The organism is Pararhizobium sp. DWP1-1-3, from assembly GCF_049896125.1.
GTDB lineage: Bacteria > Pseudomonadota > Alphaproteobacteria > Rhizobiales > Rhizobiaceae > Pararhizobium.
The window spans coordinates 72,364-87,968 of the sequence record NZ_JAFCTR010000001.1 but is presented as its reverse complement, the minus strand read 5'-3'; the positions used below and the strand labels follow the sequence as shown (position 1 = coordinate 87,968).

The following is a 15,605-nucleotide window of genomic DNA, read 5'->3' as shown; positions in this document are numbered from 1 at the left end:
AACCCCGGCCCCAAGGGTTGAGGATGGATCGGGCGACAATGTGACCCTGAAAAGGAAGCATCAAGGCGATGTCGCGTTCAGAAAACGGGCATTCGCCAAAAGGGTCCGGTCAACATTGTGAGCGCCAGCGAGCAATCGGCGGAACCATCGTCCCGCGTTTTCGGTTATAGTCGCATCGTTCCGCCTGGCCGAAATCCAGGCCGGGCGGAATATGCAAACGCAAGGAGGAGCATCATGCGATTGTTTGAATGCGGGACCCTCGTGCCCGGCTGCGACTGGCACACCCACGCCGACAGCGACGCCGAAGTCGTGCGGCGTGCCGTGGAGCACATGCGTTCGACGCATGGCGAAACGCTGATTCGCGAAAACATGGTCGACAATATCAAGGCGCGGATCGTCGAGGAGGCTAAGGTCGCCTGAGCCTCAGCCGTCAATTTCAGACCATCGTCAGTTTCAAGTCAGCGATTGAAGCCGGGCAACCAGCGTTGCCCGGTCGGAATTGAAATTTCCGTCAACCCACTTGTCCTCAAGTTGCCCCAGAATTTCCCCAACGCGCGGGCCGGCAGGAATGCCGATTGCCAGAACATCGGCTCCAGTCAGCGGGAACACCGGCTTCTGCCATTTCTCCGCTCGCGTCAGCAACCGCTGAAGCCGCGCCGACTCAGGCAACTGCGACGGGTCGTTTTCGGATTTTTGGCGCGCGGAGGCGAGCGAAAGCCGCAGCGCCGTCGCCAAACCCTTTTCGCCGTTCCGGTAAAGCATCCGGTCGAATGCGGTATCGGCAATCTCGGCAGGCAGGCGCGGTGCTTTGGTCCAGCCGATAAAATAGGCCGCTTCAGCCTTCGACAGCCGCAACCGCTTGGCCATCGCATCGAGCCGTTCCGCATCCGGCGGAACGATGGAAGAAAGCCTGAGTAGCGGATCGGGCAACCATCCGAAAGTCTGTTCTGCGGCAATCAGACCCGGGATTGCGTCGATACCCCATTTCTCGCTTTCTGGAAGAATTTCGGTCAGCACCCCCGATGTCCGCATCCACAGCAAGGCCCGGCCTGGATCGCGTGCCGCAAGCAGCTTCTTCAGCTCGGACCAGACCCGCTCAGCCGATAGCGTCGATAGCTTCGAGCGCGCCTGTGCGCAGGCCCGCAGACCGTCGGCATCCGGGCGGCCTGAGCCGTAGTGAGCGAAGAACCGGAAGAACCGCAGCACCCGCAGATAATCTTCGGCCACCCGCTCGCTGGCATTGCCGATGAAGCGGATCGTGCGCGTCTCGATGTCGGGCAGACCACCGGCGAGGTCGATCACCTCGCCCTTGGCATTGGCATAAAGTGCGTTGATCGTCAGGTCGCGCCGCTGCGCATCCACCGTCCAGTCGGTACCGAATGCGACCTCGGCATGGCGGCCGTCGGTCTCCACGTCGCGGCGCAAGGTCGTCACTTCGTACGGTTTTCCGTCGATGACCAGCGTTACCGTGCCGTGTTCGATCCCGGTCGGCACCGCCTTAATACCAGCCAGTTTGGCACGGGAAACCACTACCTCCGGCAGGAGCGTGGTGGCCATGTCGATATCGGCGACGGCACGGCCCATCAGACTGTTGCGCACGGCACCACCGACGACGCGCACCTCGCCGCCATCGGCATTGAGAAGATCGAAGATGCGCGTCAGCGGGGGCGCCGAAAACCAGGCCTCGGTGGCAACGGAGGTCATGCGTAAAGCCTTTCATACAACATGCGGACAATGCCCGCGGTAATGCCCCAGATATGCTGCTCGCCATAGGGCATGCTGTAAAAATGCCGCTCGGCACCTTTCCAGGTCGCCTGGCCGCGGCCGTGATTATCAGGGTTCATCAGGAAGGACAGCGGCACGTCGAAGACGGCAGCGACCTCCGCAGGATTGGGGATGAGATCGTAACCGGGCTGGACCACGGCCAGAATGGGGGTGATGCGAAAGCCGGACATCGCCATGTAATAGGGCAACCGCCCGACCGTCTCGACGAAGCGGCGGTCGAGGCCGATTTCTTCCTCGGTTTCGCGCAGAGCCGCACGCTCTGGTGTGTCATCCTCGGGATCGATGGCGCCGCCGGGAAAGGAAACCTGGCCGGAATGCTTGCGCAGCGTCGCCGTGCGCCGGGTAAAGATAACCCGCGCCTCATCGCCATCGTCGATCACCGGCACGAGAACGGCAGCATCCCTAAGCTTCAGGGTTTCAAGGTAAGGCACCGTATCCGGATTGAGCAGAAAATCGCCATGGTCGCGCCAGGCCTCCTCGGCCGGACTGCCGGATTGCTGGAGCGCACGGCGGCGAAAATCGTCGGCTGAAAACAAAATGCCCGTCATGCCGAAAGCGCTTCGAGTTCTTGGGCGGGCATGATGGCGAAGGTCACGCCACCGGAGCGGACGGCAAACATCTCGATACCGTCGATCTCGATCGTCTCACCAAGTGCCACCAGATCGTACATGACCGCGCGGGAGACCAACGCCTCCAGCCGGCCGCGTACATGCAGATAGGGTTTCAGTTCGCGGTTTTCGCCATGCACGACGAAACGAAGCGCATGATCCGGGCCTGCCTCGACGACATCGCCGACATTGGTGCGGAAGGTGAGGACGGGCGTGCCGTCGCGTTCCGTCACATTCATTTCGACGGCGACAAAAGGTGCATCGACGATGCGGATGCCCAGTTTTTCCACAGGAGTTACCAGATAGGTGTTGCCGTCCTCGTCCTTGCGCAGAACCGTGGAAAACAGCCGCACCAGAGGCTGCCGGCCGATCGGCGTACCCATGTAGAACCAGGTTCCATCGGCGTGGATCTCCATGTCGATATCGCCGCAAAACGGCGGATTCCAGCGCTCGACGGGGGGCAAGCCCTTGGTCTGCCCGTTGGTTTGCCCGGCCGCGCGGGTGATCAGCGCCGCAAGTCCCGCCGCATCGCCCGTTCCATGTATTTCCGCATCCGCCATCGTTCCGTCCCGTTTGGCCCTATTCTTGCTTTTTATCGAGCACTGGCTCACGAGATAGTGCGTTGCTCCCGTCTTGTCAGCCACCGGGCGGAGCATAGATTGAAAATCAGAGACGAAAAGCGCGCTTTTCGCGATTCGGCACCGTTGCCGGCCACTGGAGACAGACAATGGGTGTGATGAAAACCACAGACGGCGCGGTCGACGACAAGGCGATCATCGCCGCCGCTGAAAAGGCGCTGGGCGAGATCGCCCTGATCCGCAAGGAAGTCGGCAAGGTGATCTTCGGCCAGGAAAGCGTCGTCGAGCAGACGCTGCTCGCGGTCCTGTCGGGCGGCCATGCGCTGCTGGTCGGCGTTCCCGGCCTTGCCAAGACCAAGCTGGTATCGACGCTCGGCACCGTGCTCGGTCTCAATTCCAGCCGCATCCAGTTCACCCCCGACCTGATGCCGTCCGATATTCTCGGCTCCGAAGTGATGGACCAGGACGACAACGGCCGCCGGTCGTTCCGCTTCGTGCCCGGCCCGATCTTCACCCAACTGTTGATGGCCGATGAAATCAATCGCGCCAGCCCGCGCACGCAGTCGGCGCTGCTGCAGGCCATGCAGGAATATCACGTCACCGTTGCCGGCCAGCGCAACGACCTGCCGCAGCCGTTCCATGTGCTGGCGACGCAGAACCCGCTGGAGCAGGAAGGCACCTATCCCCTGCCCGAGGCCCAGCTCGACCGCTTCCTGATGCAGGTCGATGTCGGCTATCCCGAACTGGCGGCGGAACGGCAGATTCTGCTCGAAACCACCGGCACGCATGAATCCGAGGCGCGCGACGTCATCGATGCCGCGCAGCTGCGGGCTATCCAGCACCTGATCCGCCAGATGCCGGTCAGCGAGAAAGTCGTCGATGCCATCCTGTCGCTGGTCCGCTCGGCCCGCCCCGGCAACGGCAATGCTGCCACCGACAAGAACGTCGCCTGGGGCCCCGGTCCGCGCGCCGGCCAGTCGCTGATGCTGTGCGCCCGCGCCCGCGCCCTTTATGACGGCAGGCTGGCGCCATCCATCGATGACATCATGGCGCTGGCCGAACCGGTGCTGCAGCACCGCATGGCGCTGACATTCGCAGCCCGGGCCGAAGGCATGACGGTACGTGACGTGATTACCGGCCTAGTCAAGCAAGCCAAGGGATAATGAATGGCTGCCATAGGCCAAATCGTCGAGCCGACGCCTTCAGGAGACGTGCTTTCCCGTGCGCAGAGCCGCGCCCGGCTGATCCCGGACTGCATGGTCGAAGCCAAGCGCATTGCCAATACGGTGATTTCCGGCTGGCACGGGCGCCGCAAGCGCGGCATCGGCGAGAATTTCTGGCAATTCCGGCCCTATAGCGACGGCGAGAGTCTGTCGCGTATCGACTGGCGCCGCTCCGCCCGCGACGATCATACCTATGTGCGCGACCGCGAATGGGAGGCCGCCCACACGATCTGGCTCTGGGCCGACCTGTCGCCGTCGATGATGTACAAATCGAAGTTCGGCTCGGTTTCCAAAGAAAGCCGGGCACTGGTGCTGATGCTGGCGCTTGCCGAAATTCTGGCCCGTTCCGGCGAGCGCATCGGTTGCCCCGGCGTGATGGAGCCGGTGTCGGCCCGCAATGCCGCCGAACGGCTGGCCACCGCGCTGATGCACACGCCGCTTTCCGGCGGCCTGCCGCAGACGGCGATGATCCGTGGCGCCAGCGATCTGGTGCTGGTCGGTGACTTCCTTGATCCGGCCGATGCGATCATGGCACAGCTCGGGCCGCTGGCCCGGCGCGGATTGCGCGGCCATGTCATCGAGATCGCCGACCCGGCCGAGGAGAGCTTTCCCTATGCCGGGCGTACCGAGTTCACCGATCCGGAAACCGGCGAGAAGCTGACCGCCGGCCGTGCCGAAATCGTCCGCGACGACTATCGCCGCGCCTATATCGCAAGGCGCGACACTCTTGGCGAAAACCTGCGCCATCTCGGCTGGACGTTCACGCCGCACCGCACCGATCACCTCGCCTCCGAGGCGCTGGTCGCCGTGCACATGTACCTCTCCGGCATGCCCGGGCGCGCCACCCATGGAGGCCAGCTGTGAGCTTCCTGCCGTTCATCTTCGCCAATCCGCTGATGCTCGCCGCCCTCGTTGCCCTTCCGGCGATCTGGTGGCTTCTGCGCATGACGCCGCCGAAACCCGTCACCGAGGTGTTTCCCCCGCTGCGCATTCTCGCCAGCGTCCTGAAGCGCGAGGAAACGCCGTCGAAAAGCCCGTGGTGGCTGACGCTGCTGCGCATGCTGATGGCCGCCGCCATCATTTTTGCCATCGCCGATCCGGTGTTCAATCCGCGCTCCAATACGCTGGCCGGCAACGGCCCGCTGGCACTGGTGATCGACAATAGCTGGGCGACATCGACCGATTGGCAGCGCCGGGTGGAGACGGCGGATGCGTTGATCAGTGACGCCGAGGAAAAGGACCTCCCGGTTGCCGTCGTCTTCACCGCAGATCAAGACCACAACGCGGTGCCCGGATCGGCCGTCACCGCCCGCAACCGACTGGCCGCCGCCGCACCGCAACCGCTGCGCCCGGATCGGGAAGCGGCGGTCAACGCGCTGAAGACCGCGCTCAATGGCATTGCCCCCGGTACGCTGGCCTTCCTTTCGGATGGTATCGAGACGGGTGACGGCAAAATCATGGCCGAGCTTGCGGCGCTCTCGCCCGAAAATTTCAGGCTAATCGAAGGCGGCAAGGCTCAGGCCGTGGCGATCAGCAATTCCGCCAATGATGCCGAGTCGATGGTGGTCAGCGCCACTCGCCTCGACACCACCACTGCGCGCACGCTGCCGGTCACGGCCTACGACACGCGTGGCCGGGCGATCGCCAATGGCTCGGTCGCATTTGCAGCCGGTGAAGGGATCGCAAAGGGGACGCTCGCCGCGCCCTTTGAACTGCGCAACGATTTTGCCCGCGTCGCCATCGATGGCGCGGCAACAGCCGGCGGCACCTTCCTGCTCGATGACGGCTTTCGCCGCCGCCGGGTGGCGCTGCTCAGCGGTGAAGCCCGCGACCAGTCGCAGCCGCTGCTCTCGCCGCTCTATTATATCAACCGGGCGCTTGCTCCCTATGCGGACCTGATCCAGCCGGCCGAAGCCGACCTCGCCGTCTCGATCCCCGAACTTCTGGCCCAGAAGCCGTCAATGCTGATCATGGCCGATATCGGCCGCCTGCCAGAAGAAACCTATGCACCGATCACCAAGTGGATCGAAAACGGCGGCACGCTGGTTCGCTTTGCCGGTCCGCGTCTGGCCGCAGCCCCGGCCGACGATCCGCTGGTGCCGGTAACGCTGCGGCAGGGCGAACGCGCATTGGGCGGCGCCCTCTCCTGGTCGGAACCGCAGCCGCTGGCCGACTATCCGGCGCTCAGCCCCTTTGCCGGCATGCCGAAACCGCAGGGCATTCTCGTCAAGCGGCAAGTGCTGGCCGAGCCGACCGCCGATCTTTCATCACGCACCTGGGCGAGCCTTGCCGATGGCACGCCGCTGGTAACAACGAAGACGCAAGGGGCCGGCCGTATCATCCTGTTCCATGTCAGCGCCGAAGCGACCTGGTCGAACCTGCCGATCTCGGGTGATTTCGTCGAGATGCTGCGCCGGAGCGTGCAATTGTCGCGCAGCGGCGGCGTGGCGAGCGAAGCGACGGCAAAGGGCCAGACGCTGGCGCCATACCGCCTCTTGAATGCCAATGGCGTGCTAATCAGCGAGACCGGCAAGGCGCGGCCGCTGGAAATTGCCACTGGGACCACCCCGGTCTCAAGCGCAGAACATCCGCCTGGTCTCTATGGTTCCGAAGAAGGATTTGCCGCACTGAACCTTTTGCCCCGCGATACGGAGTTGAAGGCGATCGATGCCACCGGCCTGTCCATTCCGTACACATCGGAGCCCCTGATCGGTGCAGAGGCCTGGTCGCTGAAGCCATGGCTGTTTGCGGCAGCGCTTATACTGCTGCTGATCGATTCCGCCGTGGTTCTGTTCATGGGCGGCGCCTTTGCCCGGTTGAGAATGCCGGCAGCAGCGGCGATCGCGCTGGCGCTCGCGGCAGGTTTACTGGTCGCCATCCCCGGCCAATCACTGGCCGATGATAGCAAGCCGGGCGACGACATCATTTTGCGGCAATTGGACAAGACCCATCTCGCCTATGTCATCACCGGCGAAGCCGATGTCGATCGTATGTCCGAACGCGGTCTCGCGGGCCTCACCGACTTCCTCACCTACCGCACGACGCTCGAACCCGGCCCGCCGATCGGTCTCGACATCGCTTCGGACGAACTGGCGTTCTACTCGCTGATCTATTGGCCGATATCCGCCAATGCGCCGATGCCGAGCCCGGCGGCGATCAGCCGGATCGATGCCTATATGCGTTCCGGGGGCACCGTGCTGTTCGACACGCGCGACCAGTTTTCCTCGCTGTCATCCGGTGCGGGCACCAGCCCCAATTCCGAACGGTTGCAGGCGATCCTTGCCGATCTCGATATCCCGCCGCTGGAACCGGTGCCGACAGACAACGTGCTGACCAAGTCCTTCTATCTGCTCTCGAACTTTCCCGGCCGCTACAATGGCAGCCCGCTGTGGATCGAGGCGCAGCCGGACAATGGCTCCCAGCCAACCGGCAGGCCGGCGCGTTCAGGCGACGGCGTGTCGCCGATCATGATCACCGGCAATGATTTTGCCGGCGCCTGGGCGATCGACACCAACGGCATGCCGCTTCTGCCGACCGTGCCGCCGGACGAGCAGCAGCGCGAACTCGCCTTCCGCTCCGGCGTCAACATCATGATGTATATGCTGACCGGCAACTACAAGGCCGACCAGGTGCATATCCCTGCTTTGCTCGAACGGCTTGGCCAGTGAGGGCGCGACCATGACACTCGATTTCCAGCCGCTATTGCCATGGCCTTTCATCGCCGTACTTGCGCTTATTGCAATCCTGCTGTCGGCGCTCGGTTTCTGGCGCGGCGTGCGGGGTGCGGCCTTCCGGACGGCAGCACTTGCAGCCTTGATCCTTGCCGTCGCCAATCCGGTGTTCTTTCAGGAGGAACGCGAGCCGCTCTCCACCATCGTCGGCGTTGTCGTCGATCGCAGCCAGAGCCAGGACAATGCCGGCCGCCGCGCCATGACCGACGCAGCCTTGGCGACGCTGAAACAGCGGTTGGCCAAATTCCCGCAGATCGAGGCCCGCATCGTCGAAGCCGCCGATGACGAGAATACCGAAACGCCATCGACCAAACTGTTCACGGCCCTGCAGACGGCGCTGGCCGACGTGCCGCCCGCCCTCGTCGGCGGCGCGATCTTCATCACCGATGGCCAGATCCATGATGTTCCCGACATCAACCAGCCGCTCGGCTTCGACGCGCCCATCCACGGGCTGATCACCGGCAAGCCGGACGAATTCGACCGCCGTGTCGAGATCGTCAGTGGGCCACGCTTCGGCATTGTCGGTGAAGAACAGAAGGTAACGTTCCGCATCGCCGATGACGGAAAGGCGCCCGGCGGCACGGCGGAAGTCACCGTCAGCCTGAACGGCAATCAGATCGCCACGGAAATGGCAGAGCCCGGAACCGACGTGCCTTTCGCCTTCACCGTGCCGCGCGGCGGCAACAATATTCTCGAATTCGCCGTGGCGCCGGTCGCCGGTGAAGTGACGGAAGCCAACAACCGCGCCGTCCACGTCATCGATGGCATCCGCGAAAACCTGCGCGTACTTCTGGTGTCGGGCGAGCCGCATGCCGGTGAACGGGCCTGGCGCAATCTGCTCAAATCTGACGCCGCCGTCGATCTGGTGCATTTCACCATTCTACGGCCGCCGGAAAAGCAGGACGGCACGCCGATCAACGAATTGTCGCTGATCGCCTTCCCGACCCGCGAGCTGTTCGTCGACAAGATCAAGGAATTCGACCTGATCATCTTCGACCGCTACCAGCATCGCGGCGTTCTGCCGATCCTCTACTATGACAACATCGCCCAATATGTCGAAAACGGCGGCGCCCTGCTGATTGCCGCAGGTCCCGAACATGCCGGCGACGATTCGATTGCAACGACGCCGTTGTCGGCGGTGCTGCCTGCCAGCCCGACCGGCTTTATGAACGAAAAGGCCTTCTATCCGCGGCTGTCGGAAGAAGGAAAGAAACATCCGGTGACCCGCGGCCTTGAAGGCGCCGACAGCGAGCCGCCGCATTGGGGTCGCTGGTTCCGCACGGTCGATGTCGATAAGCCACTAGGCCAGACGGTGATGCAGGCCGCCGATGGCAAGCCGCTCTTGGTGTTGAACCGCGTCGGCAAGGGCCGCGTCGCCATGCTGCTCTCCGACCAAGGCTGGCTCTGGGCACGCGGCTTTGAAGGCGGCGGCCCCAGCGTGTCGCTCTACCGCCGCACGGCCCACTGGCTGATGCAGGAACCGGCGCTGGAGGAAGAAGCGCTGACGGCGCATGCCAGCGGTAGAACACTGGAAATCGCCCGGCAAACCATCGCCGGTGATCCCGGCGCCGCCACGCTGACCTACCCTTCCGGCAAGACCGAGGAAATCACGTTCAACGAAGGCGAACCCGGCCTCTACAAGGCCAGTGTGCGCACAGCCGAGACCGGTCTTTTCGAAGTCACCAATGGCGAGCTCAACACGCTGGTGCATGTCGGCAGCGTCGATGCGCCCGAGTTCAAGGCAACCATCTCGACGACCGAGACGCTTGCCCCCTGGGCGCAAAAGACCAAGGGTCTGGTACAGCGGCTTGCCAATGCCGATGGGCCGGTGGATATGCCGCAGATCCTGCCGGTCCGCGGCACCGTCCGCGTTGCCGACGATCAGCGCATGTCGCTGCGAATGACCGACGAAACGGTGCTGAAGGGCATCAATTCGCTCTCGCTGTTCGCCGGCTTCCTTGGACTGGCGGCGCTGCTGTTCGTGCTTTCAGCCACGTGGCATCGCGAGGGACGGTAAGGGGCATTTCCTGCGGTTCTCCGTTTTGCAGTATCAAAGCCGCCATAGCCTCCGTCATTCCTGTGCTCGTCACAGGAATCCAGTGCGCCGCGTCTGCGGCGCGTAAGACTCTTCTTCTAAGCGGAGTAACTGTCCCCTCACGGCGCAGACGCGCCGTGGCTGGATTCCTGTGACAAGCACAGGAATGACGGAGGAGAGTTTTGACAAGCCGTCATTCACACTGACTTTGAGCCGAAGGGCTAAGCCCTTAAAGCCTTTTGCGGATCGGATCGAATTCCGGCCCCGGTTTGCGCTTCACCGGATCGGGTTTGCCCTCGTCGATGGCCTCCCAATATTTCCAATTGACCTTTTGCGAGCCGAGTTCGTAGTCCATGCCGTCCCAGCTGTCCTCGCGAAAACTGTAGAAGGCCCAGTGCAGTTTGTTACCGTCGAGCGACGTCAGCACATCCCCGAGATAGGTTTTGCAGCCGTCCCAGCGGCGCATGCAGCCAAATTCGCCGGCGACCATGCGGTTGCGCGGCACGTCGTGGCTGTCGGCCCACTCGACCGGCTGCTGCAGATAGGCGGCGACCCGTTCGCGGTTCCAGGTTTCTTCCATCTCGCCAAACGGGACCTTGCCCGGATAGGCATAGGGTTTGTCCCGCTTCATGTTCGGCGCGCTGGTGGCAGCATAGGGTTCGTACATATGGAAACTGTAGAGCACCTTTTCGTCGGCGAGCGGCTTTGGCCAATAGCTGAACGCGTCGGCCGCCGCATACCAGCCGGCATCCGCCATGATCGGGGTTGACGGATCGACCTCGCGGATGGCCTTGATCACGGTGTCGTAAAAGGCCGGAAGGTCACGAGCGGTATCGGCCTGCTTCGCATACCATTCCTTCATTGCCTCCGTGCCGCCATGCTCGGCAACGCCATTGTTCTTTTCCGGCGCCGGTTCGTTGATGATGTTGTAGGCGGCGACGCCCGGATGGTCCTTGAGGGCTGCAGCCAGATCCTTCCAAAAAGCGGCGGATTGTGCCCAGAAGCGCTTGTCCTGCCAGATCCGGCCATCGAACTTGTTGCCGTTGTTCTGTGCCCAGCGCATGCCGGGCAGCGACAGTGGCGTGATCACCACCTTCAGCCCCGCCTTCCCGGCCCGGTCGAGCGCAGCCTTCAGCGTCGCCAGGTCCTGCGCCGGAATACCTTCGTATTTGTCGGCATCACCGATCAGGAAGTCGCGTTTGGCCGGCTTCCACTTGTCGTAGGACAGCCGCACCCAGGTGGCGCCATAGCCTTTAAGAGCATCGAAATAGGCCTGATCCGGTGGCAGTCGGTTGAAACTGTTGCCGCCGTGCTGCGGCTTGTCCCAGAACTGGATGAGATCGGCGGCGGAAGCGGATGTGGCAAGGAGAAGCGAGGCGAAGACGGCGGGCAGCAGACGCATTCAAAATATCCCGGTTGCGATGGCCGGGATATTCGCAGTCACTGTGGCGGAATTGGGAAGGTGGCGGCGTTATCCGCCGATAATCCCCGGCCTGGAAATCACGCCCGCCAGTGGATATCGCCCTTCAAGCCGGCATGAGCGTCCTCGACCATCGGCACGACCAGAACCCGATTGGGATCGACCGGCCCCGGAAAGGTCAGCGCGCCATAGGCGACCTTCTCGAAACCGAGCGGCTGGTAATAAGGCGGATCGCCGACGAGGATCACACATTGCGAACCCTTGCGCCGCGCCGCCTCCACCGCGATGCGTACCAGCTCGCGGCCAATTCCGCGGTTCTTGTGCGAGGGGCGAACGGCAAGCGGTCCGAGCAGATGACCCTTGATCGAACCGGCCATCACAGGGGTCATCCGCACGGAGGCTATGGTTTCACCATCGTCGGCGCAGACGAACGATAGCGCCAGATCGTGCGGCCCCTGCTCGCGGATGCGGGCGGCAGCACGGGCGAACCGGCCGGGGCCGAACGCTTCTTCATTGATAATTTCGATGGCTGCGTCGTGGGAAGCGTCTTCGGTAAGATAGACGAGATCGTGCTTTTTCATGAACATCGGAAAACCGGGCATACGAGACAAAAATATGATGGCTTCGCCCTCAGGGGCGTTTGCAGCATCAGCGTCGTCGTGGGCTTCCCGGGAAAGACATCAATTTTGATCCGTGTTCAGAAAAATTCTGCATGGCCGGATAGCAGAAAAATGCGCCGCGTCAAAGCCTAAAACGCACTGTTCAGATTTTGCGCACTATATGCGCCGTTCTGATGCGCTATCTATAGATCATGAATTCACAAACAAGCGGCACTTTCGCCGCAGGAGATTGACGATGGGCATGCTGGTTGATGGCGTCTGGCAGGACGTCTGGTACGATACCAAGGAAACCAAGGGACATTTCAAGCGGGCGGCATCGCAGTTCCGCAACTGGATCACCGCCGACGGTTCGGCCGGCCCGACTGGTGAAGCAGGCTTCAAGGCAGAGCCAGGGCGCTACCACCTCTACGTATCGCTTGCCTGCCCTTGGGCCCATCGCACGCTGATCTTCCGCAAGCTGAAGAAGCTGGAAGACCTGATCACCGTCTCGATCGTCGATCCGCTGATGTTGTCGAAGGGCTGGGAGTTCAAGAACGAGATCGGCGGCACCGTCGATCACCTGTTCGGCTCGGAGGCGCTCTGGCAGGTCTATGTGAAGGCTGATCCGCATTATTCCGGCCGCGTCACCGTGCCGGTGCTCTGGGACAAGCAGCAGAACAAGATGGTCTCCAACGAATCCGCGGAAATCATCCGCATGTTCAACTCGGCCTTCGACGGCTTGACAGGGTCCAACGACGATTTCTATCCGCAAGAACTGCGCGGTGAAATCGATGCCCTGAACGAGCGTATCTATGGCGCCGTCAACAATGGCGTCTACAAGGCGGGCTTTGCCACGGCGCAGGACGCCTATGCGGAAAGCGTCACGACGGTATTCGAGGCGCTGGACGAACTGGAAGAGCGCCTGTCCACCCGCCGTTATCTGAGCGGCGAACGGATCACCGAGGCCGATTGGCGGTTGTTCACAACGCTGGTGCGCTTCGATCCTGTTTATGTCGGACACTTCAAGTGCAACATTCGCCGCATTGCCGATTACCCGAACCTGCAAGCCTATCTGCAGGATCTCTATCAGGTGTCCGGTGTCGCCGAGACGGTCAACATGCGTCATATCAAGGAGCATTATTACCGCAGTCACACGATGATCAATCCGACTGGCGTCGTGCCCGTTGGGCCGGTGCTCGCCCTCGACGCGCCGCACGGCCGCGAAAAACTGGCTGCCTAACTACCACACGTCGGCTGGCGGAGCGCTTCCCGAGAGTTCCGCCAGGCGCCGGCGCGTCGCAGGCGTTGTTTCCGCCGGCAGGGCATCAAGCGCAAAGAAGCCGCTCTCAACGATTTCCATATCCGGTTTCTTCGGCGAAGCCTGCCGGACATTGCGGCAGCGATAGAAGATCACATGGTCGCGATTGCTGGTCTGCCGGTTGAAATAGACATGGAAAAGCTCGGGTGGACCACTCATTTCGAGATTGCCCTCCTCGCGCAACTCCTTGACGAGTGCCTGCAAGGCCGTCTCGCGCCGCTCCAGTCCGCCACCCGGCATATGCCAACCGGGGAGATAGGAATGCCGGACCAGAAAAACCCGGCCCTCGGCATCGAAGCAGGCAGCACGAACCCCCATCGTCATGCCGCGTGCGATGGCGAAATAGCTGTGGGCCAGGCGTGTCAGGAGCCATGACCTCCAGCTTCGCATTTCCGGCGGCGCTGCACTCATGCCGGTCCGGTTCCTTTCGTTGTGTCACGCCGAGGATAAAGCGTCTGGAATGATTCCCCTTTTCGGGAATATGCGCTAGGTACGAAGGATGTTCAAACTCGCCCATATTTCCGACATCCATCTCGGCCCCCTGCCCGACCTTTCCTTCCGTGAACTCGCATCGAAACGCATTACCGGCTTCGTCAACTGGCACCGCAACCGGCGCAATCATCTGGTCGGCAACACGCTCAACCTTCTGATGGACGAAATCGAGCGGATCGATCCGGATCATCTGGCGATAACAGGCGATCTGGTCAACCTTGCCTCCTCACGCGAGATCGAGGTCGTGACGGAATGGTTGCGCGAAGCGGGAGAACCGGAAAACATCTCGATCGTTCCGGGCAATCACGATGCCTATGTGCCGGGTGCCTATGAGAAGACCACCCGGGCCTGGTATCCCTATATGCGCGGCGAGCGCGGACCGGCGGAATGGAACGAGGATTTTCACTGCTTTCCCTATCTTAGGGTTCGCGGCCCCGTGGCGCTGATCGGCTGCTCGACGGCAGTCGCCACGCCGCCCTTTGCCGCCAGCGGCTATTTCGGCAGCCGCCAGGCGCGCGAGACCGTCAACCTGCTGCGTGCGGCAGGCGAAGCCGGTCTCTTCCGCGTCGTGATGATCCATCATCCCCCGATCCGCGGTGCCACATCCATGCACAAGCGCATGCTCGGCATCCGCCGCTTTGCCGCGACGATCACCGCCGGCGGGGCCGAACTGGTGTTGCACGGGCATACGCACCTGAACACGGTCTATTCCCTCAAGGGTCAGGTCAAGCCCGTGCCCGTCGTCGGCATCGCGTCGGCATCGCAGGGCCGTGGTGGCCGAAAGCCACCGGCCGGGTTCAACCTGTTTTCGATCTCCGGCAGTCCGGGACAATGGAACGTCATTCGCGAACGGTTCGAACTGACGATGGACAGCCGCACCGTGACGCTGGTCGAAACCACCCGGCTCTGATCGCCCACTCGTTACTCGCCAAGCAGCGAAAAAAGACTATGCTCGCGAAATAATCGGTGCTGGTCATCCGTCCCACAGGGCTGACCGTAAGAAGGAGAACGCTGACATCGGCAAATGTCATGCGCGATCGGCTTGCCGGTATCAGTTTCAGCCAGGGAGATGACCATGATCCACAGCAAGACTGCAATGATTGCCTTGTTCTCAGCCGCCTCTTTCTTTTCACTCGGCCAAGCGGCCTTTGCTGCAGGCGAGGACACGACCGCGCCGCCGGAAAAGACCAAGACCTCCACCGAATGCAAGGACGGCAAGATCTGGGACAAGACCAAGAAGGAATGCGTAAACGCCAAAAAGAGCGGGCTTGACGACGATATCCTGTTCAAGGCGGCCCGCGAATTGGCCTATGCCGGCCAGTATGAAAATTCGCTCAAGGTGCTCGACGCGGTCAAGGACCAGAACAGTGCCCGCATTCTCAACTATCGCGGCTACTCCAACCGCAAGGCCGGGCGCATGGAAGTCGGCATGAGCTTCTACAAGCGCGCGCTGCAGGCCGACGAAAACTATATCCTTGCCCGTTCCTACATGGGCCAGGCGCTGATTGAACAGGGCAAGGTCGAGGAAGCCAAGGCGCAACTGATCGAGATTCGCGACCGCGGCGGCGAAAACAGCTGGGCCTATCGGGCGCTGCTCGAATCGCTCGGCGGCGTCCGCCACTATTGACGGCAATCGGGCCGGGCTCCGCTAAGGCATTGCCCGGCCTGATATTTGACGTGAGAAACGTCCCTGAAGTGGCAAAATATGCCCTTCCAATACGCTGCCGACTTGCAGACCATGGCTCAAATGTTTCATATCAACCGGCGTCTATTTAGACCGGACGAATAAAGCCCCGATCCGGAACGTTTTCTTTGG

Annotated in this window: 14 protein-coding genes; 8 read left to right on the top strand and 6 right to left on the bottom strand. The window is 62.2% G+C overall.

Annotated elements, in window-relative coordinates; genetic code table 11:
• Positions 1–234 precede the first annotated feature (234 nt).
• Entirely contained in the window at positions 235–420 is a 186-nt protein-coding gene (locus tag ACP7BS_RS00385; protein ID WP_426122341.1) for a DUF1059 domain-containing protein, read from the top strand.
• Between the two features lie 33 nt (positions 421–453).
• Here ACP7BS_RS00385 and ACP7BS_RS00380 read toward each other — a convergent pair whose 3' ends face one another.
• The 3 genes from ACP7BS_RS00380 to ACP7BS_RS00370 are packed head-to-tail and all read right to left on the bottom strand — an operon-like array spanning position 454 to position 2,953.
• Entirely contained in the window at positions 454–1,704 is a 1,251-nt protein-coding gene (locus ACP7BS_RS00380) for a CCA tRNA nucleotidyltransferase (RefSeq protein ID WP_426235217.1), read from the bottom strand.
• Positions 1,701–2,333, bottom strand: coding sequence for a CoA pyrophosphatase (locus ACP7BS_RS00375; protein ID WP_426227209.1), 633 nt, complete (start codon positions 2,331–2,333; stop codon positions 1,701–1,703). Before ACP7BS_RS00375 ends, ACP7BS_RS00380 begins: the two co-directional genes overlap by 4 nt.
• A complete protein-coding gene (locus ACP7BS_RS00370) occupies positions 2,330–2,953 on the bottom strand; it encodes a DUF1285 domain-containing protein (RefSeq protein WP_426235215.1) in 624 nt (207 codons plus the stop codon). The genes ACP7BS_RS00375 and ACP7BS_RS00370 overlap by 4 nt, the downstream gene beginning before the upstream one ends.
• A 167-nt stretch (positions 2,954–3,120) precedes the next feature.
• On the opposite strand from ACP7BS_RS00370, the gene ACP7BS_RS00365 reads away from it, so the two are divergent.
• Genes ACP7BS_RS00365 through ACP7BS_RS00350 form a run of 4 tightly spaced genes read left to right on the top strand, consistent with a single transcriptional unit; the run spans position 3,121 to position 9,942 of the window.
• The gene (locus ACP7BS_RS00365; RefSeq protein ID WP_426235213.1) at positions 3,121–4,134 is read left to right on the top strand and encodes an AAA family ATPase; all 1,014 of its coding nucleotides are present in this window, start codon (positions 3,121–3,123) and stop codon (positions 4,132–4,134) included.
• Positions 4,135–4,137: 3 nt separating this feature from the next.
• Positions 4,138–5,058: a DUF58 domain-containing protein gene (locus tag ACP7BS_RS00360; protein ID WP_426235211.1), complete on the top strand. Its 921-nt coding sequence runs from the start codon at positions 4,138–4,140 to the stop codon at positions 5,056–5,058.
• A 32-nt stretch (positions 5,059–5,090) separates the two neighbouring features.
• Complete coding sequence (locus ACP7BS_RS00355) at positions 5,091–7,862, top strand: DUF4159 domain-containing protein (RefSeq protein WP_426236425.1); 2,772 nt, start codon at positions 5,091–5,093, stop codon at positions 7,860–7,862.
• Positions 7,863–7,872: 10 nt separating this feature from the next.
• Entirely contained in the window at positions 7,873–9,942 is a 2,070-nt protein-coding gene (locus ACP7BS_RS00350) for a hypothetical protein (protein ID WP_426235209.1), read from the top strand.
• Positions 9,943–10,189: 247 nt separating this feature from the next.
• Here ACP7BS_RS00350 and ACP7BS_RS00345 read toward each other — a convergent pair whose 3' ends face one another.
• Complete coding sequence (locus ACP7BS_RS00345) at positions 10,190–11,362, bottom strand: glycoside hydrolase family 5 protein (RefSeq protein WP_426235207.1); 1,173 nt, start codon at positions 11,360–11,362, stop codon at positions 10,190–10,192.
• Between the two features lie 98 nt (positions 11,363–11,460).
• On the bottom strand, positions 11,461–11,961 hold the full coding sequence (locus ACP7BS_RS00340; RefSeq protein WP_426228487.1) for a GNAT family N-acetyltransferase: 501 nt from the start codon (positions 11,959–11,961) through the stop codon (positions 11,461–11,463).
• 274 nt (positions 11,962–12,235) lie between these two features.
• Between ACP7BS_RS00340 and ACP7BS_RS00335 the strand changes: the two genes are divergently transcribed.
• Entirely contained in the window at positions 12,236–13,219 is a 984-nt protein-coding gene (locus ACP7BS_RS00335) for a glutathione S-transferase family protein (RefSeq protein WP_426235205.1), read from the top strand.
• On the opposite strand, the gene ACP7BS_RS00330 is transcribed toward ACP7BS_RS00335, so the two are convergent.
• Complete coding sequence (locus tag ACP7BS_RS00330; protein ID WP_426235203.1) at positions 13,220–13,708, bottom strand: NUDIX domain-containing protein; 489 nt, start codon at positions 13,706–13,708, stop codon at positions 13,220–13,222. It lies immediately after the preceding gene.
• An 88-nt stretch (positions 13,709–13,796) separates the two neighbouring features.
• On the opposite strand from ACP7BS_RS00330, the gene ACP7BS_RS00325 reads away from it, so the two are divergent.
• Together ACP7BS_RS00325 and ACP7BS_RS00320 are read left to right on the top strand one after the other, a co-directional pair.
• Positions 13,797–14,699 (top strand): metallophosphoesterase family protein, encoded by a 903-nt coding sequence (locus ACP7BS_RS00325; protein ID WP_426235201.1) that lies wholly within the window; start codon positions 13,797–13,799, stop codon positions 14,697–14,699.
• Positions 14,700–14,858: 159 nt separating this feature from the next.
• Positions 14,859–15,416 carry a tetratricopeptide repeat protein gene (locus ACP7BS_RS00320; RefSeq protein WP_426235199.1) on the top strand — a complete coding sequence of 186 codons (558 nt, stop codon included), beginning with the start codon at positions 14,859–14,861 and terminating at the stop codon, positions 15,414–15,416.
• Positions 15,417–15,605 lie beyond the last annotated feature (189 nt).